We start from the raw sequence: 17,511 nt of genomic DNA, 5'->3' as shown, positions 1-17,511 counted from the left end.
CAGGATGACGGATAGGGGGGGGCACCGCACTTTTCCGTTCAGTCCCGCCATCGCAGGAGCCCGAATGCCGACCCTAGTCCTGATCCGCCACGGCCAGTCCACCTGGAACCTCGAGAACCGCTTCACCGGCTGGTGGGACGTCGACATGACCGCCAAGGGTGAGGCCGAGGCCAAGGCCGCAGGCGAGCTGATGGCCGCCAAGGGCCTCGACTTCGACCAGACCTTCGTCAGCCTCCAAACGCGGGCGATCAAGACGCTCAACATCGCGCTCGAAGCGATGGGTCGCCTCTGGCTCCCGGTCGAGAAGGACTGGCGCCTCAACGAGCGGCACTACGGTGGCCTCACCGGCCTCGACAAGGCCGAGACCGCCGCCAAGCACGGCGACGCACAGGTCCATATCTGGCGCCGCAGCTTCGACGTCCCGCCGCCCGTACTCGACGACGGCAGCGAGTTCGACCTGTCGAAGGACCGGCGTTACGACGGCATCGCGATCCCCAGGACCGAGAGCCTCAAGGACACAATCGCGCGCGTTCTTCCTTACTGGGACGAGCGGATCGCGCCCGCGCTCAAGGACGGCCAGCGCATCCTGATCTCCGCGCACGGTAACTCGCTCCGCGCGCTGGTCAAGCACCTGTCGAACATTCCCGACGACGAGATCACCAGCCTCGAGATCCCGACCGGCCAGCCGATCGTGTATGAACTCGACGCGGATTTGAATGCCACCGACCGCTATTACCTCAGCGAGCGCTGACACCGTCCCGGAAGCGACACCACCCCGGCGAAGGCCGGGGCCCAATTCGAAAGGTGGCAGTAACGGAGCGCTGCCACCGGTTAGCTCCGTTTCCCAATTGGGCCCCGGCCTCCGCCGGGGTGGTGCAATCTTGTGCGGCCTACCTCGGCCTACCTCGGCCTACCAATAGCGTTGCCCTAGGCTCCCCACGTCGCTAGGCACGGCGCTCCTTGAATCAGGGGGCGATCGTGGCTCTAGTCGGCATCATCATGGGCAGCACCTCCGATTGGGAGACGATGCGCCACGCCGCCGAGACGCTCGACGCGCTCGATGTCGCCTACGAGACCAAGGTCGTCTCCGCACACCGTACCCCGCAACGCCTATACGATTACGCGACCACCGCTGCCGACCGCGGCCTCAAGGTTGTGATCGCCGGTGCAGGCGGCGCGGCGCACCTCCCCGGCATGGCCGCCTCGATGACGCACCTCCCGGTGCTCGGCGTGCCCGTCGAATCGAAGGCGCTGAAGGGCATGGATAGCCTGCTGTCGATCGTCCAGATGCCCGGCGGCATCCCGGTCGGCACGCTCGCGATCGGCAAGCCCGGCGCGATCAATGCCGGCCTGCTCGCCGCCGCGATCCTCGCGACGTCCGACGACGCACTGGCCGAACGCCTCAAAGCCTGGCGCGCCGCACAGACCGACGCCGTCGCGACCGACCCCATCTGAGCACGATAGCCTGAAAGACGCTGACATGACGCCGCTTCCCCCCGGATCGACCATCGGCATCCTCGGTGGAGGTCAGCTCGGCCGCATGCTGGCTACCGCCGCGGCCCAGCTCGGCTATCACACGCACGTCCTCGCGCCCGACCAGGAGAGCGTCGCCGCACAGTCCGCCTCGACCATGACGCGCGCCGACTATCACAACCGCATCGTCCTCGCCGACTTCGCCGACGCCTGCGACGTCATCACCTACGAGTTCGAGAACATCGCGGTCGAGCCCGTCGAATGGCTGGCAGACCGCGTCCCCGTCTACCCAAGCCCGCGCGCGCTCCGTGTCGCGCAGGAGCGCATCGGCGAGAAACGCTTCGTGGAGAGCGTCGGCGGGCGTCCGGCACCGTGGGCGGCGGTTGACAGCCTCGCCAGCCTGCAGGCGGGCCTGAAGGCGATCGGCACCCCCGCGATCCTCAAGACCGCCCGCTTCGGCTATGACGGCAAGGGGCAGGTCAAAATCGACACCCCCGAAGGCGCGCAAGCCGCCTGGGACACGATCGGCGGCCCCGCAGTGCTCGAAGCGTTCGTGCCGTTCGACCACGAGTTCTCGATCCTGATCGCCCGCGGCCTCGACGGCAGCATCGCGCGCTACGATCCGCCACTCAACGTCCACCGCGACGCGATGCTCCGCCACTCGACCGTCCCCGCACCGGCGGCCGTGCTGGCCCAAGCCGACGAGGCCGCCGCACTGGCCGAACGGATCGCGGCCGAACTCGACTATGTCGGCGTCCTCGCCTGCGAGTTCTTCGTCGGCGCCGACGGCCCGGTGTTCAACGAGATGGCGCCCCGCGTGCACAATTCGGGGCACTGGACGATCGAAGGCGCCGAATGTTCGCAATTCGAAAACCACATCCGCGCGATCTGCGGCCTGCCGCTCGGCGCGACGACACTGACCGGGCGTGAGGCGACGATGGAAAACCTGATCGGCGACGACGCGGATCGCTGGGCGGAGTTGCTTGGCGAGCCCGGCGCGCACCTGCACCTGTACGGCAAGGGCACCGCGCGGCCGGGGCGTAAGATGGGCCACGTCACGCGGATCGTCCGCTAACGCTGGTTCCGGTCTAGGAGCTTCTCCCCCATTCCGTTCGCCCTGAGCGAAGTCGAAGGGTGTGCCCCAAGCGCAGGTGCTTCGACTTCGCTCAGCACGAACGGAATGGGGGTCCAATCTCGCGGCCTTGCGAGTGAACCGGCAGCTTAAATCACGTGGGAAAAAATGGTGCCCGGAGACGGGGTCGAACCGCCGACACTGCGATTTTCAGTCGCATGCTCTACCAACTGAGCTATCCGGGCACGTCCGGTCTGGGACCGGAGAAGCGTCCGACCTTGCGATCGGAAGGGCGCGTTTAGTCGGGGTCTTCGGCGCTGTCCAGCCCCGTTTGCGCAATTGATCGGCCGGGGATGCGATAGCCTTCGCCGAGCCACTGCAACAGGTCGCGGTCACGGTGACGACTCGAGCAGAACGGCTTGAACTCGGCGACCGCGGGCTGGTCGCAGATCGGGCATTTGATGGTCGAGGCGGTAGCGGTCATCGGGCGCTCTCCAGTTCGTGGACGACGCCCGTACGGCGCGCGAGTTCCGTGAGCCAGTCGGGGCGCGTCATCAAACGCGCATGGACGGCGGCAGGCAGGGTGTGGCGACGCGACGCGGTCGGCGGCGTGCGTTCGAGCGTGCGGAGCGCTGCGCGGGCCGCGGCGGCGACCGGATCGGCGCGGAGGATCTCAGGGATCGACGCACGCGGACGGGGCCGCACGATCTGGAGAAAGCCGAAGCCGTTCATCGCGGTGCGCTCGAAGGGTTGCGGCAGCGATTCGTCGATCGCCATAGCGACGGCGTTGCGCTGTGCCTTGCCGGCGATCGTCGGGAAATCGATGCCGATCGAGCCACCGATCCCATGCCGGCGAATCGCGCGGGCGACGGCGTGCGCGGCGGCGACCGCGAGCGCGTCGAGCGGCGGTGCGCCGTCGACGTCGAACAGCGTCATTGCCGGCGTTGGCGATAGCCGGAGCGCGCCGAGGGGGAACACGATCTCGCCGCTCACAGCCTCGTCGAGGAGTTCGGACCAGCCCGCCGCCTCCAGCGCATCAGGTTCGTGCGCGAACGGACTGCGGACGGGCAGGCCGGTCGCCATGAGGCGCTCGTACAGTGTCGGGGCGGCGCAGGGCGGCAGGTCGCTGGGGACGGCCTTGGCGAGCTTCGCACGGCCCGCTTCGGGGAGGGCCTCGCGGACGATCTCGACGGTGAGGCTGGCGCCCTGCGTGATGCCGGGGGGGAGGTGGTTGATCAGCGCCTCGCCGCCGTCGAGCGTGACGCGACCGCGGCGGCCCGGGAGGAGTTCGACGAGCCGCGCGCGGGCGACGAGGCCGACCTTCAATGCCTCGGTGTCGAGTTCGATCGCGGCTTCGACAATCTGATCATCGTCCACCAGAGCCGCGCGCGCTTCGCCGATGCCGGCTTCGTAGAGCCATGCAGGCCCCGAGTCAGGCAAGCGCGACGCCTGCGGTCTTCAACAGCGCGCGCGTTTCGAACAGGGGCAAGCCGACCACCCCCGAATGACTGCCCGACAGGAAGCGGACGAACGCTTCCGCGCGGCCCTGGATCGCGTAGCCGCCGGCCTTGCCGAGGCCTTCGCCGCACGCGAGATAGTCGTCGATCTCGGCAGGGGACAGCGGCTTGAACGCGACGACCGTGTCGGCGATCCGGGTGCGCACCTTGCCGGTCGCGTCGATCACGCAGACCGCGGACAGGCAGTGGTGGCGTCGGCCGGACAGCTTGCCAAGCAGGTCGCGCTGGATTTCGAGCGTGTCGGCGGGCGGCAGGATGCGGCGGCCGAGCGCGATCGTGGTGTCGCCGGCGAGGACGATCTCGCCCTCCGCACGTGCGACAGCGCTGGCCTTCTCGACTGCGAGGCGAAGAGCATAGGCGCGGGGCGGTTCGGCCTTGCGCGGGCTTTCGTCGATGTCGGGAGATGCCACGCGCGACGGCACGACGCCGAGCCGTGCGAGCAGATCGCGGCGGCGGGGCGAGGAAGAGGCCAGGACCAGCATTGGTGCCTCGTTATAGAAGCGGCAGGCGCCTAGGCACCCACGGGCTTATTTGAAGCGGTAGGTGATGCGACCCTTGGTCAGATCGTACGGCGTGAGTTCGCACAGCACCTCGTCGCCGACCAGCACACGGATGCGGTTCTTGCGCATCTTGCCGGCGGTGTGACCGAGAATCTCGTGGTCGTTTTCGAGCTGAACCCGGAACATCGCGTTGGGGAGGAGTTCCACCACGCGGCCGCGCATCTCGAGCAGTTCTTCCTTGGCCAAATATAATCTCTGAATTGGGGGAATTTCGGGACGAGCGCCCTTACCGCAGGTTCGCGAAAAAGGAAAGCACGGCCGAAGGCGGATACGGGCGTGATGCCCGAACCCGCTTGCTTGATCCCTATATCGGCCATCAAGCGTCGTTGGACAAGAGCACCGGTCGAGGACGACGGACGCGGAATGTCACAGCAGGCTCGGCTGAAACGCGTTGGCCTCGCGTGCTGCGCGCCGGAACGCGGCGCGGTCGACGTTGGGGATGCGCGGGCGCTTGCCTTGGAACAGATCGGCGAGCGTCAGGATCTGGAGTTTGGGAAACGTCTCGTCGACGCCGGCACGGTAGATGCCGACCGCGGCGGCACGGCGCTCCATCTCGCGCGTCGGTTTGGCGTTCATGATGAGGATGCCGATCGGTGCCTTCTCGCGCGCGATCGTCGCGGCGAGCGTCTCGACCATCGTGGTGTCCGGATTGAGCCCACCCTTGACTGATACGATCGCGCGGTGCGTCACCATCTTGCCCGATGCCGGGTCGTGATCGTTGAAATAGATCAGTCCGTCGATGCCGCCGTCCGCACCCTTTTTCCTGCCGCCGAACGGTAGCGCATCGACCATCGACACCGCCCACCACTGGAACTGGTATTTGTCGCGGAGGGCGAGGTCGTGGGCGGAGGCGAGATCCTTTGGCGTGCCTTCGACGGTGAACGTGACGGCGGGAAAGGCGTCGCGCATGCGCTTTTCAATCAGCGAGATGGCGAGGTGCGTAACATCGATCCCGATCCATTGCCGACCGAGTTTCTCCGCAGCATGGACCGCGGTGCCGCATCCGCAGAATGGATCGAGCACGACATCGCCGGCGTTCGACGATGCGGCGATGATCCGTTCGAGCAGCGCGACCGGTTTTTGCGTCGGATAACCAAGCCTTTCCTGCGCCTGCGAATTGATCGGCGAGATATCGTCCCACTGGTCGCCGAGCGTGACGCCGGGCATATCCTCGAGATATTGCTTCAGCCGCGGCATGCCCGATTTAGCGGCGAATTGAAGCCGGCCCTCGGTATCGAATTTCTCGAGATTCGCGCGCGAATAGGCCCAGTATCGACCCGACGGGGGCGTCACGCCGCGGAATTCGTAACTGACGTCGCCGCCGGGTTTCGCCGCAGTCAGATCGGACGTCTTGTAGCGGCGGCCCGCGGTGTCGATGTTCGCGTAATGCTGCTTCAGATAGGAGGCGTCGTAGCGCGAGAATTGCAGGTTCCAGCAGGCGTTGCGCTCTTTTGCGTAAAACAGGATCACGTCGTGCGTGCGGCCGAACCGCGTCATGCCCTGCGATGCGTCGTTATGCGCGTTCGTCCGCTTCCAGATGATCTCGTTGCGGAACAGCTTGGCGCCGAACACCCCGTCGAGCAGCAGTTTCAGGTAATGGCTCGCGGTCGGATCGCAGTGGAGATACAGGCTGCCGGTCGGTTTCAGCACGCGGTGGAGTTCGATCAGGCGCACCGCCATCATCGCCAGATACGCCATCATGTCGTTGTCGCCGAGAAACCCGCGCATCGCGTTCAGCAGGTCGAACGCCTTGGTGTTGCCGCTCCGCGCGACCTGGTCGAAGGCATCTTCGGCGACGATGTTCCAGTGCCAAGTGTCCTCGAACGCCTCGATCTGCGCGTCGGCACTCGGCCCGGTCGGCGATCTGAACAGGATATTGTAGTTCGCGTTCGAATTGAACGGCGGATCGAGGTAGACAAGATCGACGCTCTCGTCTGCGACCTCCTTGCGAAGCACGGCTAGGTTGTCGCCATAGAAGAGGTGGTTTTCAGGTCGGTTCCGCATCGCCGGATACTGCGGATCACAAGGCCGGTCGTCCAAGCGAGATGCATCCGAGTGTGCCGTACTGGTCCGATGTGGAGCGTTTGCCGGAATCTGACTTGCATCAAGTCTGATTTCAGGCGGAGTTATGCTTTGCCAGGAACGCCCCCATCATCGTCAGGAACTCGAGCCAGTCTTCGCTCCGCGTGAAATGGTGATTCGCGAGCAGTTGTTCGCCCAGTCCTACGGCTTGCCCGCCTCCGGTCGCCGATCAAACTCTAAAATCACCCCACGCCGCCGCCCGCCAGCGCCGCGAGCAACAGCAGCGCGACGATGTTGGTGATCTTGATCATCGGGTTGACCGCGGGACCTGCGGTGTCCTTGTACGGGTCGCCCACGGTGTCGCCGGTGATCGCGGCCTTGTGCGCTTCGGACCCCTTGCCGCCGTGGTGGCCGTCCTCGATGTATTTCTTGGCATTGTCCCAGGCGCCACCCCCCGAGGTCATCGAGATCGCCACGAACAGGCCGGAGACGATCACGCCCAGCAGCATCGCGCCGAGCGAGGCGAAGCCGGCAGCCTGGCCCGCGACCGCGGTGATGATGAAATAGACGGCAAGTGGCGACAGGACCGGCAGCAACGACGGCACGATCATTTCGCGGATCGCCGCCTTCGTGACCAGGTCGACCGTCCGTGCATAGTCGGGGCGGCTGGTGCCGAGCATGATGCCGGGGTTGTTGCGGAATTGCTCGCGGACTTCCTCGACGACGGCGCCGGCTGCGCGACCGACGGCGGTCATGCCGAATGCGCCGAACAGATAGGGGAGCAGCGCGCCGAGCAGCAGGCCGACGATGACGTACGGGTTGCTGAGGCTGAAATCGACCGTGACGTCGGGGAAGTATGTCGCGAGATCGGTGGTGTACGCGCCGAACAACACGAGCGCGGCAAGCCCCGCCGAGCCGATCGCATAGCCCTTCGTGACCGCCTTGGTGGTGTTGCCCACCGCATCCAGCGCGTCGGTGCGCTGGCGGACGTCGTCGGGAAGCCCCGCCATTTCGGCGATCCCCCCGGCATTGTCAGTGACGGGGCCGTAGGCGTCGAGCGCGACGACCATACCCGCCTGAGCGAGCATCGCGGTTGCGGCGAAGGCGATGCCGATGATCCCTGCCAGCTGGTACGCGACGATCACCGCCACGACGATGACCAGCGTCGGCAGCGCGGTGGATTCGAGGCTGATCGCGAGGCCCTGGATGACGTTGGTGCCGTGACCGGTCTCGGACGCCTTGGCGATCGACTGGACCGGGCGGTGGTTGGTGCCGGTGTAGTATTCGGTGATCCACACGATCAACCCGGTGACGACGAGCCCGATCATCATCGACCAGAACAGGTCCATGCCGGTGAAGCTCTGCGTCAGCGAGGGGGCGGCCTGCGTGGTCAAGTCGTCGGTAGCGGGATCGAGGAAGCCTGCGCCGCCGATCACGCGGTGGAGGTCGCCGAGCACGTACTGCGTGGCGAGATAGATCGCCGGGATCGACAGGATCGTCGAGGTGAAGAACCCCTTGTACAGCGCCCCCATGATGCTGCCGCCACCGAGCCGCACCATGTAGGTGCCGATGATCGAGGTGACGATGCACACCCCGCCGACGAGCAGCGGGAGGGTCATCAGCCGCATCAGCTCGGCGCCGCTCGCCTGGATCAGCAGCGCGATCGAGATCATCGTGACGCCCAAGGTGACGACGTAGGTCTCGAACAGATCGGCGGCCATGCCGGCGCAGTCGCCGACGTTGTCGCCGACGTTGTCCGCGATGACGGCGGGGTTGCGGGGGTCATCCTCGGGAATGCCCGCCTCGACCTTGCCGACCAAATCCGCGCCGACGTCCGCCGCCTTGGTGAAGATGCCGCCACCAAGCCGCGCGAAGATCGAGATCAGCGAGGCGCCGAACGCGAGTGCGGTGAGCGCCTCGACGATGATCCGGTCGTTGGGCGCATGGCCGGCGGGTCCGGTAAGGTACCAGAAGAACGCGCTGATCGCGAGCAGGCCGAGACCCGCCACGAGCATGCCGGTAACCGCGCCCGAGCGGAACGCCAGCGTCAGGCCGGCCTGCAGCGACGTCCGCGCGGCCTCCGCGGTGCGGACGTTGGCGCGAACCGAGATGTTCATGCCGACATAGCCGGCGACGCCCGAGAGCACCGCGCCGATGACGAAGCCGATCGTCGAGGTGAAGCCGAGCGTAAACAGTAGGATCGCCGCGACAATGACGCCGACGATTGCGATCGTGGTGTATTGGCGGCCGAGATACGCCTTGGCGCCTTCCTGGATGGCGGCGGCGATGTCCTGCATCTTTGCGTTGCCGGGGGAGGCGGCGAGCACCTGTCGACTGGTGACGAAACCATATAGGACGGCGATGACGCCGCAGATCATGGCCAAATAGACGGTCGTCATACGGCACTATCCCTCTTGTCAGGTCCTCTCCGGTCTCGACTTTGCCGAGTCCCGATACAGCGAACCTATCAGTGCGGGGGTATTGCGCAAGTTATCCTCGGGGGATGTGCTCGTAGCCTAGACTTGGCGGGAGCGGGACGGGGGTGCCCGAGTCGTGAAGGGTAAGGCCCGAGCCGGCTGAGAACGCGCCGATCAGAATGGCGTCGGTGATGAAATCTTGCGGTGCAGCAAAAAGGAGTTGGTAGTCGTCGCCGGCGGTCGCGGCGGCGAGCCGATCGCCGGAGAAGGCGCGGTAGGTGGCCGAGAGAGGGATGCGAGCTAGGTCGATGCTGACGGCGAGGTCGCTGGCTAACGCCATGCGGGATGCGTCTATGAGGAGGCCGTCGGATACGTCCATCATCGCGTGGACATGCGGGGCCAGGATGCGGCCATCGGTGAGTCGTGGATACGGGCGGCGGTACGCGGCGAGGAGTTCGGCGGGGCCTTCCGCGCCGAGTGCGATGGCTAGCCCAGCGCCCGCGTCGCCGATCGTGCCAGTTACGTAGAGCGCATCGCCGTCGCGTGCGCCGCTTCGGGCGGGGGCCGCGGCGTTGCTGCCGAACGCGGTGAGGGTCAGGACTCGCGGCGCATTCGGAGGGAGCGTCACGGTGTCGCCACCGATGATCCTCGTGTCGAAGGTGGTCAGGACGTCGGCGAGCCCTTCGAGAAAGGCACGGTCCCACGCGTCGTCGCTGAGCGGATAGTTGAGTAGGACCCCCTCGGGTCTGGCCCCCTTTGCCGCGAGATCGGAAAGGTTGGTCGCGACCAGCTTCCACGCGACGTCCTGTGCGGGGTCGGTCGGGAGGAAGTGGATGCCTTCGACCAGCGTGTCGGTCGTGACGACGAGCGGGCCTGCGTCGAGCAGCGCGGTATCGTCGTTGAGGCCACGCGCCGCCGGGTGCAGCGGGAGCCGACGGAGAGCGGCAATAAACTCGGCTTCGGTCACTCTCTGCTCCCTCTCCCCTCCGGGGAGAGGGCTGGGGTGAGGGGCCGTTCCAGGCGCCGCACTGCTTGGCAGCCCCTCACCCCGACCCTCTCCCCGGAGGGGAGAGGGAGTTCGTCAGGCCCGCACTTCCTTGGCGATGCCGTCGAGCAGCCCGTTCACGAAGCCGGACTCGCGCTTGTCGTAGAACGCATGCGCCACATCGACATATTCGCTGATCACCGCGGCGACCGGCACGTCCTTGCGCACGAGCAGTTCGTAGGTGCCGACGCGGATGATCGCCTTCATCGGCTTGTCGAGGCGTGCCAGCGTCCAGCCCTTGGCCAGCTTGCCCTCGATCAGCACGTCGATTTCGCCGGCGCGCGCGTTGGCGCCGGTCACCAGGTCGTCGAAGAAATCGACGTCGGCCTCGGCATATTCGACGTCTTCGATCGTCGCGCCGAGCCGGTGCTGGTGGAATTCGTTGAGCAGGACGGGCATCGCGGTGCCTTCCATCTCGTGCTGGTAAGTCGCCTGGACGGCGGCGAGGCGAGCGGCGGCACGCGCCTTGGTGCGGGGGGCGGTTCGAGTCATAAGCGGTTGCCTGTAGGCGCGGGGGGCGTGTGTGTCAGCCCTTTGCGTTTCGGTGCGGGCTGGTGAGGAAGAATGGTTCGCGCAGAGGCGCAGAGAGCGCGGAGGTGTATCGCTCGCCGCGGAGCGGCCCTCCCATCACCGTTCAATGAGGAGATCGTAGCGGCTACGCCGCGCGCAACACCTCCGCGCTCTCTGCGCCTCTGCGCGAACAATCTAACTGTTGAGCCGCAAGCGCAAAGCCACCGATTTGGCGTGCGCGGGGAGCCCTTCGGCATTGGCCAGCGCGACCGTGGCTGGCCCGAGTTCGCGCAGCGCAGCTTCGTCCAACGCCAGGAAGCTGGTGCGCTTCATGAAGTCGAGCACGGACAGCCCCGACGCAAACCGCGCACGGCGGCCGGTGGGGAGGACGTGGTTCGGGCCGGCGACGTAATCGCCGATCGCCTCTGGAGTGTAGCGGCCGAGGAAGACCGAACCTGCATGGCGGATGCGGTCGAAGAAACCTTGCGGGTCGGGGATCGCCAGTTGCAAATGCTCGGCGGCGAGGCGGTCGACCAGCGGGATCGCGTCCGCCAGCGTGTCGACGATGACGATCGCGCCGTTGGTATCCCACGCGACGCGCGCGACGGCTTCGGTGGCGAGGTCGCGCAATTGGCGGTCGACGGCGTCCGCGACCTTGTCGGCGAAGGCTGCGTCGTCGGTGAACAGGATCGACTGCGTGGTCACGTCGTGCTCGGCCTGGCTGAGCAGGTCGGCGGCGGTCCATTCGGGGTCGTTGAGCGCGTCCGCGACGACGACGATCTCGGAGGGGCCGGCGACCATGTCGATGCCGACGACACCGTAGACCTGGCGCTTGGCCTCGGCGACCCAGGCGTTGCCGGGGCCGGTGATGACGTCGACCGGTTCGATCCGGCCTGCTCCGTAGGCGAGCGCCGCGACGGCTTGTGCACCGCCGACGCGCCACACTTCGTCGACGCCGGCGAGGTGCGCGGCGGCGAGGACGAGCGGGTTGATCTGGCCGTCGGGGGTCGGCGTGACCATCGCGAGGCGGCCGACGCCCGCGACCTTGGCGGGGATCGCGTTCATCAGCAGCGACGAGGGGTAGGCGGCGCGCCCCCCGGGGACGTAGATGCCGGCGGCGTCGACGGGGAGCCAGCGTGCGCCGAGTCTCACACCCGCCGTGTCGACCGAGTCGCTGTCGAGCGGGCGCTGCTTCTCGTGATACGCGCGGATGCGGGTGGCGGCGAGTTCGAGCGCGGTGCGGAGGTCGGGGTCGAGTGCGTCGAAGGCGGCCTTGCAATCGGCGGCGTCGATCTGCCAGCCTGTGGTTTCGAGGTCGTGGCGGTCGTGTTTTTGCGTGAGGTCGCGGAGCGCGGTTTCGCCGTCGCGGCGGACGGACGCGATGATTGTGGCGACGTCCTGCGTGACGCCGGCGTCGGATTCGCGGCGGTCTTCGACGAGGGCGGTGAAGCGGGTGGCGAAGTCGGCATCGGTGGTATTGAGGCGGATCACTTGCCCCCCTCCCGCATGCGGGAGGGGTTGGGGTTGGGGTTGGGCACGCGCTCACCGCTGGCGTTACGGTTGAGGATGGCGCGAGCCCAACCCCCGACCCCTTCCCGCTTGCGGGAAGGGGAGCAGAAGAGCGCGCTCATGCCGCGATCTCCTGCGCTTCGACAGCGCGACGGAACGCCTCGACCAATGGTACGACTCTCGCGCGCGTTTTCATCGCGGCGCGGTTGACCACCAGGCGGCTGGTGACTTCCATGATCGTCTCGACCTCGACCAAGCCGTTTTCCAGCAGCGTGCGGCCCGACGATACGAGGTCGACGATGCGCGGCGCGAGCCCGAGCGTCGGCGCCAGTTCCATCGCACCGTTGAGCTTCACGCATTCCGCCTGCACGCCGCGGGCTGCGAAATGCGCAGCTGTCACATGCGGGTATTTGGTCGCGACGCGGACATGGCTCCAGCCGCGCGGGTCGTCCTGTGCCGCCATCTCGGCAGGCTCGGCGACCGACAGCCGGCAATGGCCGATGCCGAGATCGACCGGCGCGTAGAGTTCGGAATAGCCGAACTCCGCGATCACGTCCGAACCGACGATGCCGAGTTGCGCAGCCCCGTGCGCAACGAAAGTGGCGACGTCGAACGCGCGCACCCGGATCAGCGAGATCGCCGGATCGTTGGTCGCGAACCGGAGCGCGCGCGAGTTCTCGTCGGAGAAGGACGCTTCGGGATGCACCCCGGCGCGCGCGAGCAACGGCAGGGCCTCGGCGAGGATGCGTCCCTTGGGGACGGCGATGATGATCTGGGACTCTGGCACGCGCCGGGCTTTACGGGGGGGGCTTGGCGGGTGCAACAACCTGCACATGGCAAATGAACCGACTAACCGTGCGGCGTTCGACATCCAGGCGGGCTATTGCACCGCGATGGACGCGCCGATTACCGCGCGGGTCTGCACTGCGCTGGCGACCGCGGTGGATCGCGAGAGCGAGACGGGGCGGCGGGTGCTCGACTGGATGGGCGAGCCGGTCGCGGATGCGCTGGCGTTGCGGCTGGTCGGCGGATTGCATGCGCTGCACCGGGCGGGCGTCGATCCGGCGCTTTCTGCCGTGTTCGCCGGGGCGGAAACCGACCCGGTACGCGTGGCGGCCGCTTTGCAGGCGACGCTGGTCGCTCAGGATGCGGCGTTGCTGCCGTGGCTCGATGGGCCACCACAGACCAACGAGGCGGCGCGGTCCGCGGGGATGATGACCGGGATCCTCCATTTGGCCGAGCGATACGGGCGGCGGTTCGAGGTGCTGGAAATCGGATCGAGTGCGGGGCTGAACCTCCTGATCGACCGCTATCGGTTCGATCTCGGCGGCGTGAATGTCGGGCCGGATACATCGCCGGTGACGATCCGTCCCGAATGGCGGGGGCCGCCGCCGCCGAACGCGCCCGTCAAGATCAGGTCGACCCGCGGCGTCGATATCCACCCGGTGGACGTCGCCGATCCGGACGCTGCGGCACGGCTGGAAGCGTATGTCTGGGTCGATGCGGTCGAGCGACAGGCGCGGCTCGCGGCGGCGATCGCGATGGTGCGGGACGGCGGCGTCGATCTGGTCGAAGGCGATGCGGCGGACTGGGTCGAGGCGCAATTGGACGAGCCGCAGCCCGAGGGCGTCACGCGCGTGCTGATGCATTCGGTAGTGTGGCAGTATCTGCCGGCGACCTCCCGCGAGCGTATCCGGGTCGCGATGGCGGCGGCGGGTGCGCGGGCGACGGTGAAGCGACCGCTTGGCTGGGTGATGATGGAGCCGAATCGCGATCTGCACCGGCATGAAGTGCGCGTGCGCGGTTGGCCGGGGGAGCGGGCAATGGAGCTGGTCGCGCTGACGCATGCACATGGCGCCTGGGTCGATGGGTTGTCGCTGCCGTACGAGACGCGCGATTACGTCATGCGGCGTGGCGCGTACGAGAAGGATTGAGGTCCCCCGTCATGCCGGACCCTTCGACGAGCTCAGGAAATCCTTGTTCCGGCATCCACCGTTCCGCGCATCGATCGCTTCGAGTTGGCGGACCGGTGGACCCCGGAACACGCCCGGGGTGAGGGATGGGACGTCCGGCTCAGTAGAAGAAGCCGTTGTTGACCTGAACCACTTGGCCCGAGCGCGTGTCGACCAGGACGACGTCGCGACCGTAGCGGACCCAGCGCTGATAGCCGGACGCCGGGCGCGACAGGCGATAGGTCTGATAGTCGTTGATCCAATAGTTGCGGCCGTAATATTCGGGCGCGAACCGGTAGCCGACATTGACCGGGCGATAGCGATAGCCGCGCGGGCCGGCATAGGCCGGACGGCGGTAGAGGTCGCCGTGCGTGCGGCGATAGTCGCGCCAGTCCTCGCGCGCCTCGCGGCGGTCTTCGCGCAGTTCCTGGCGGGCTTCGCGGACGTCGTGGCGGTCGCCGTAGCGCCTCGCGCGCTGGAGGTCGCGCTGGCTCTCGCGGATTTCGCGCTGGTCGTGGCGGACTTCGCCGTAGCTCTGTGCGGTGGCGACGGTTGGGACGAGGGTGGCGGCGGCGACGGCCGCGAGGATCATCTTGCGCATGACTGCTCTCCTGTGTTCGACGCCGAATCGACGGCATGGACAGCGTTTTGCGCCCGTCGCGCTGAACGATCGCAGAATGCGGTCGTCAGGATTCAGACAGGTGGCGCATGCCCGATTCTGTGTTCCCTGCCCTATTAACAGTCAAACCACCCCGGCGAAGGCCGGGGTCCAATTGGAGAGGTTGCAGTAACGTAGCGCAGTTCCAAATTTCGGCCGTTACCCGAGTGGGTCCCGGCCTTCGCCGGGGTGGTTTCAACGTAGGCCAGCGGTACGTACATTGCTGACCGCAGATCGTGTCAGATACCCCAGCGGCGCATGGCGGCGATCACCGCATCGGGCTTTTGCCACGGTACGAAATGGCCCGCATCGATCTTCTCGATCGTGAGGTCCGGCACATACGCGCCAAGGTCGAGTTGGCTTGGCAGCAATGCGCTGTCCTGCATTCCCCAGATCACCAGCACCGGCATCGCGGTCGGCGGGAACGGTGCGTCGAGGAAGGCGGGGCGGGGGGGCGTTTCGTCCATCGCGGGGACGACGATCGCGCTCGCGCGGTACCAGTTGAGCATCGCAGTGATCGCGCTGGGCTGGCCCCATTCGTCGAGATAGGCGGCCTTGTCCTCGGCCATCGCGGCAAGATCGGCGTGCTTTGCGAAACTGGTGTCGAAGAAGGTTTCGAGGCCGATCGATTCGATGTGCTTTTCGAGATCGGGGTTGCGGAAGGCGCGGATATACTGGCTGGCGGCGCGCTGTTCGAGGTCGTCGAACATGGTCCGCTGAAAGACGAGCGGGTGGGGCGCGTTGATGATGACGAGCTTCGCGATGCGCTCGGGGTGGCGCAACGCGGCCATCCAGGCCACCGCGCCGCCCCAGTCGTGGCCGACCAGCGTGAAGCGGTCGATCTTGAGATGGTCGGCGAGCGCGATCAGGTCGGCGACGATCTTCTCGGGGGTGTAGCTGTCGACGCCTTCGGGTTTGGAGGAGCGCGCGAAGCCGCGCTGGTCGGGGGCGATCACGTAATGGTCGCGGGCAAGGTCGGGGGCGATGTCGCGCCAGGTGCGGTGCGATTCGGGGAAGCCGTGGAGGAGGATGACGGGCGGGTTTGCGGGCTCGCCGCTGATCGCGACGTCGAGTTCGACTCCCGTGGATAACGCGATGCGTTGCAGTGTCATTATTCCCCTCCCGCTTGCGGGAGGGGTCAGGGGAGGGCCTGCCTGTCGCGCTGCCCTTGGCACATGCCCACCCCCGACCCCTCCCGCAAGCGGGAGGGGAGCAGAAGGCGCGTTCTCCCCTCCCGTTTACGGTAGGGTTGGGGGTGGGCTCGCGGCCAGTTTCGAACGGAGCGGGCGGCGATAGCGCGTGCCCACCCCCTACCCCCTCCCGCTTGCGGGAGGGGAGGAGTCAGGGATAGCTGACCGTCTTCGGGATCGCCGGAATCTCGATCCATTCCTTCTCGTCGCCGGGCACTTTGGGGAAGTTGCCCGCATTCCAATCGCGCTTCGCCTGTTCGATACGATCCCGGTTCGAGCTGACGAAGTTCCACCATACGTGGCGCGGCGTCGTGAACGCATCGCCACCGCAAAGCATCGCGCGGCCGCCGTGTGCGGACCGCAGCGTTGCCGCGATACCGGGGCGCAGCACATACAGCACCTGCGGCTCCAGCCTCACGCCTTCCAGCGTCGCCTCGCCCATCGCGAGGTAGATCGCGCGCTCTTCCGCCGCTGCGTCGATCGGCACGCTCGCGCCCGGATCGAGTGCGATGTCGGCGTAGATCGTCCCCGAATAGGTCGTCGTCGGCGCGGTCTGGCCCCACAGGCTCCCCATGATGATCCGCGAGCGGGCGCCGTGCGCCTCGATCGTCGGCAGTTGCGCCTTGGTGATGTGCTCGAACGCCGGGTCGATCTCCTCGACCGCCTCGGGCATCGCCAGCCAGGTCTGGATACCCGACAGGTTCGGCCCTTCGGCGCGCTCGTCGCCGGGCGAGCGTTCGGAATGGACGATGCCGTGGCCCGCGGTCATCAGATTGACTGCGCCAGGCTCGATTCGCGCCTGCGTGCCGAGCGAATCGCGGTGATCGATCGCGCCGTCGAACAAATAGGTGACCGTCGACAGGTTGATATGCGGGTGCGGGCGCACGTCGATGCCTTGCCCCACGTCGAGATGCGCCGGGCCCATCTGGTCGAAGAACAGGAACGGACCGACCATCGTCCGCTCCTTGTTCGGCAGCGTGCGGTGGACCTTGAACCCGCCGAGATCGTGCGTCGACGGCAGGATGGTCTGGAGGACGAAATCATCGAGCATGGCGTTATCCCTTGGCAGGTTCCGTGGCGTCGAGCAGTTCGACCAGGTCTGCTGGATAGAGCGTTTCGTCATGCGCGACGATGTCGTTTCGGGAAAACCAGCGGTGACCGACGAGCAGTTGCTTCTCCTGTTCGGTGAGATTGCCCGCCTTCACGTCGCAGGCGTCGACGTCGATCCGGAAATAGCGCTCGTCCGCGGTCACCTCCACACCTTCGAAGGTGCGGAAGTCGACGACGCGGCGTGCGACTTCGGGACCGCAGTCGATGTCGAGGCCGACTTCCTCCCAGAGTTCGCGGCGGGCGGCGGCGGCGTAGGTCTCGCCCGGATCGACTGCGCCACCGGGGGTGCACCAGAGTGGTGGACGGTCCGTCGGGGTGAAGCGGAACATCAGCACGCGATCCTGGCCATCGACGAGCAGGATACGTGCGGCCGGGCGTGGGGTGCGCTTCGATCCTCCCTCGCCAGGGGGAGGTGGCGCCGAAGGCGACGGAGGGGGAGGACACGGAGCAGCGGTCATCGCTTACCGCCCCCTCCG

At 66.9% G+C, this 17,511-nt stretch carries 18 protein-coding genes and 1 tRNA gene; 4 read left to right on the top strand and 15 right to left on the bottom strand.

The genetic code is table 11. The features are described from left to right. Positions 1 to 64 precede the first annotated feature (64 nt). The 3 genes from gpmA (at position 65) to ASG20_RS12030 (ending at position 2,548) form a co-directional block, all read left to right on the top strand. On the top strand, positions 65 to 751 hold the full coding sequence (gene gpmA / locus ASG20_RS12040; protein ID WP_056052480.1) for a 2,3-diphosphoglycerate-dependent phosphoglycerate mutase: 687 nt from the start codon (positions 65 to 67) through the stop codon (positions 749 to 751). A gap of 248 nt (positions 752 to 999) precedes the next feature. Next, positions 1,000 to 1,455, top strand: coding sequence for a 5-(carboxyamino)imidazole ribonucleotide mutase (gene purE / locus ASG20_RS12035; protein ID WP_056052477.1), 456 nt, complete (start codon positions 1,000 to 1,002; stop codon positions 1,453 to 1,455). A 25-nt stretch (positions 1,456 to 1,480) separates the two neighbouring features. Next, positions 1,481 to 2,548 (top strand): 5-(carboxyamino)imidazole ribonucleotide synthase, encoded by a 1,068-nt coding sequence (locus ASG20_RS12030; protein WP_056052472.1) that lies wholly within the window; start codon positions 1,481 to 1,483, stop codon positions 2,546 to 2,548. 166 nt (positions 2,549 to 2,714) lie between these two features. Here ASG20_RS12030 and ASG20_RS12025 read toward each other — a convergent pair. From ASG20_RS12025 to hisG, 11 genes are all read right to left on the bottom strand, one after another. Continuing rightward, positions 2,715 to 2,790, bottom strand: a tRNA-Phe gene (locus ASG20_RS12025). Positions 2,791 to 2,843: 53 nt separating this feature from the next. Beyond that, a complete protein-coding gene (locus ASG20_RS12020; protein ID WP_056052469.1) occupies positions 2,844 to 3,029 on the bottom strand; it encodes a DNA gyrase inhibitor YacG in 186 nt (61 codons plus the stop codon). After that, on the bottom strand, positions 3,026 to 3,985 hold the full coding sequence (locus ASG20_RS12015) for a ribonuclease (protein WP_056052465.1): 960 nt from the start codon (positions 3,983 to 3,985) through the stop codon (positions 3,026 to 3,028). The genes ASG20_RS12020 and ASG20_RS12015 overlap by 4 nt, the downstream gene beginning before the upstream one ends. After that, positions 3,978 to 4,544, bottom strand: coding sequence for a Maf family protein (locus ASG20_RS12010; protein WP_056052463.1), 567 nt, complete (start codon positions 4,542 to 4,544; stop codon positions 3,978 to 3,980). The genes ASG20_RS12015 and ASG20_RS12010 overlap by 8 nt, the downstream gene beginning before the upstream one ends. Before the next feature lie 45 nt (positions 4,545 to 4,589). Next, a complete protein-coding gene (infA, locus tag ASG20_RS12005; RefSeq protein ID WP_031441079.1) occupies positions 4,590 to 4,808 on the bottom strand; it encodes a translation initiation factor IF-1 in 219 nt (72 codons plus the stop codon). 180 nt (positions 4,809 to 4,988) lie between these two features. Beyond that, positions 4,989 to 6,626, bottom strand: a complete 1,638-nt coding sequence (locus tag ASG20_RS12000) for a DNA methyltransferase (RefSeq protein ID WP_056053132.1) — start codon at positions 6,624 to 6,626, stop codon at positions 4,989 to 4,991. Positions 6,627 to 6,886: 260 nt separating this feature from the next. Then, entirely contained in the window at positions 6,887 to 9,043 is a 2,157-nt protein-coding gene (locus ASG20_RS11995; RefSeq protein ID WP_056052460.1) for a sodium-translocating pyrophosphatase, read from the bottom strand. Between the two features lie 91 nt (positions 9,044 to 9,134). After that, positions 9,135 to 10,028: a thiamine-phosphate kinase gene (gene thiL, locus ASG20_RS11990; RefSeq protein ID WP_056052456.1), complete on the bottom strand. Its 894-nt coding sequence runs from the start codon at positions 10,026 to 10,028 to the stop codon at positions 9,135 to 9,137. Positions 10,029 to 10,142: 114 nt separating this feature from the next. After that, positions 10,143 to 10,598 carry a transcription antitermination factor NusB gene (gene nusB / locus ASG20_RS11985; protein ID WP_056052453.1) on the bottom strand — a complete coding sequence of 152 codons (456 nt, stop codon included), beginning with the start codon at positions 10,596 to 10,598 and terminating at the stop codon, positions 10,143 to 10,145. Positions 10,599 to 10,811: 213 nt separating this feature from the next. Continuing rightward, positions 10,812 to 12,107: a histidinol dehydrogenase gene (gene hisD, locus ASG20_RS11980; protein ID WP_056052450.1), complete on the bottom strand. Its 1,296-nt coding sequence runs from the start codon at positions 12,105 to 12,107 to the stop codon at positions 10,812 to 10,814. 136 nt (positions 12,108 to 12,243) lie between these two features. Then, positions 12,244 to 12,912: an ATP phosphoribosyltransferase gene (hisG, locus tag ASG20_RS11975; protein ID WP_231420711.1), complete on the bottom strand. Its 669-nt coding sequence runs from the start codon at positions 12,910 to 12,912 to the stop codon at positions 12,244 to 12,246. A gap of 46 nt (positions 12,913 to 12,958) precedes the next feature. On the opposite strand from hisG, the gene ASG20_RS11970 reads away from it, so the two are divergent. After that, complete coding sequence (locus ASG20_RS11970; RefSeq protein WP_056052446.1) at positions 12,959 to 14,059, top strand: DUF2332 domain-containing protein; 1,101 nt, start codon at positions 12,959 to 12,961, stop codon at positions 14,057 to 14,059. 139 nt (positions 14,060 to 14,198) lie between these two features. Here the strand turns inward: ASG20_RS11970 and ASG20_RS11965 are convergent, their stop codons facing one another. The 4 genes from ASG20_RS11965 to ASG20_RS11950 all read right to left on the bottom strand — a co-directional run bounded on the left by ASG20_RS11965 (position 14,199) and on the right by ASG20_RS11950 (position 17,364). Further along, a complete protein-coding gene (locus ASG20_RS11965; protein WP_056052443.1) occupies positions 14,199 to 14,678 on the bottom strand; it encodes an RcnB family protein in 480 nt (159 codons plus the stop codon). 296 nt (positions 14,679 to 14,974) lie between these two features. Next, on the bottom strand, positions 14,975 to 15,847 hold the full coding sequence (locus ASG20_RS11960) for an alpha/beta fold hydrolase (RefSeq protein ID WP_056052438.1): 873 nt from the start codon (positions 15,845 to 15,847) through the stop codon (positions 14,975 to 14,977). 229 nt (positions 15,848 to 16,076) lie between these two features. Further along, on the bottom strand, positions 16,077 to 16,976 hold the full coding sequence (locus ASG20_RS11955; protein ID WP_056052436.1) for a pirin family protein: 900 nt from the start codon (positions 16,974 to 16,976) through the stop codon (positions 16,077 to 16,079). A 4-nt stretch (positions 16,977 to 16,980) separates the two neighbouring features. Next, positions 16,981 to 17,364, bottom strand: a complete 384-nt coding sequence (locus ASG20_RS11950; protein ID WP_231420712.1) for an NUDIX domain-containing protein — start codon at positions 17,362 to 17,364, stop codon at positions 16,981 to 16,983. Positions 17,365 to 17,511 lie beyond the last annotated feature (147 nt).

It is taken from the genome of Sphingomonas sp. Leaf198, assembly GCF_001424005.1.
Classification (GTDB): Bacteria; Pseudomonadota; Alphaproteobacteria; order Sphingomonadales; family Sphingomonadaceae; genus Sphingomonas.
Note: the sequence above shows the minus strand (reverse complement) of the source record. Positions and strands in the feature narration are given on the sequence as shown.

What these genes read in the sequence shown, in the direction of transcription:
- ASG20_RS12000 (WP_056053132.1), bottom strand. Translation starts at nt 6,626, where the DNA reads ATGCGGAACCGACCTGAAAACCACCTCTTCTATGGCGACAACCTAGCC.
- ASG20_RS12030 (WP_056052472.1), top strand. Translation starts at nt 1,481, where the DNA reads ATGACGCCGCTTCCCCCCGGATCGACCATCGGCATCCTCGGTGGAGGT.
- ASG20_RS11960 (WP_056052438.1), bottom strand. Translation starts at nt 15,847, where the DNA reads ATGACACTGCAACGCATCGCGTTATCCACGGGAGTCGAACTCGACGTC.
- ASG20_RS11955 (WP_056052436.1), bottom strand. Translation starts at nt 16,976, where the DNA reads ATGCTCGATGATTTCGTCCTCCAGACCATCCTGCCGTCGACGCACGAT.
- gpmA (WP_056052480.1), top strand. Translation starts at nt 65, where the DNA reads ATGCCGACCCTAGTCCTGATCCGCCACGGCCAGTCCACCTGGAACCTC.
- ASG20_RS12020 (WP_056052469.1), bottom strand. Translation starts at nt 3,029, where the DNA reads ATGACCGCTACCGCCTCGACCATCAAATGCCCGATCTGCGACCAGCCC.
- ASG20_RS11965 (WP_056052443.1), bottom strand. Translation starts at nt 14,678, where the DNA reads ATGCGCAAGATGATCCTCGCGGCCGTCGCCGCCGCCACCCTCGTCCCA.
- ASG20_RS11995 (WP_056052460.1), bottom strand. Translation starts at nt 9,043, where the DNA reads ATGACGACCGTCTATTTGGCCATGATCTGCGGCGTCATCGCCGTCCTA.
- ASG20_RS11950 (WP_231420712.1), bottom strand. Translation starts at nt 17,364, where the DNA reads ATGTTCCGCTTCACCCCGACGGACCGTCCACCACTCTGGTGCACCCCC.
- ASG20_RS11970 (WP_056052446.1), top strand. Translation starts at nt 12,959, where the DNA reads ATGGCAAATGAACCGACTAACCGTGCGGCGTTCGACATCCAGGCGGGC.
- ASG20_RS12010 (WP_056052463.1), bottom strand. Translation starts at nt 4,544, where the DNA reads ATGCTGGTCCTGGCCTCTTCCTCGCCCCGCCGCCGCGATCTGCTCGCA.
- nusB (WP_056052453.1), bottom strand. Translation starts at nt 10,598, where the DNA reads ATGACTCGAACCGCCCCCCGCACCAAGGCGCGTGCCGCCGCTCGCCTC.
- purE (WP_056052477.1), top strand. Translation starts at nt 1,000, where the DNA reads ATGGGCAGCACCTCCGATTGGGAGACGATGCGCCACGCCGCCGAGACG.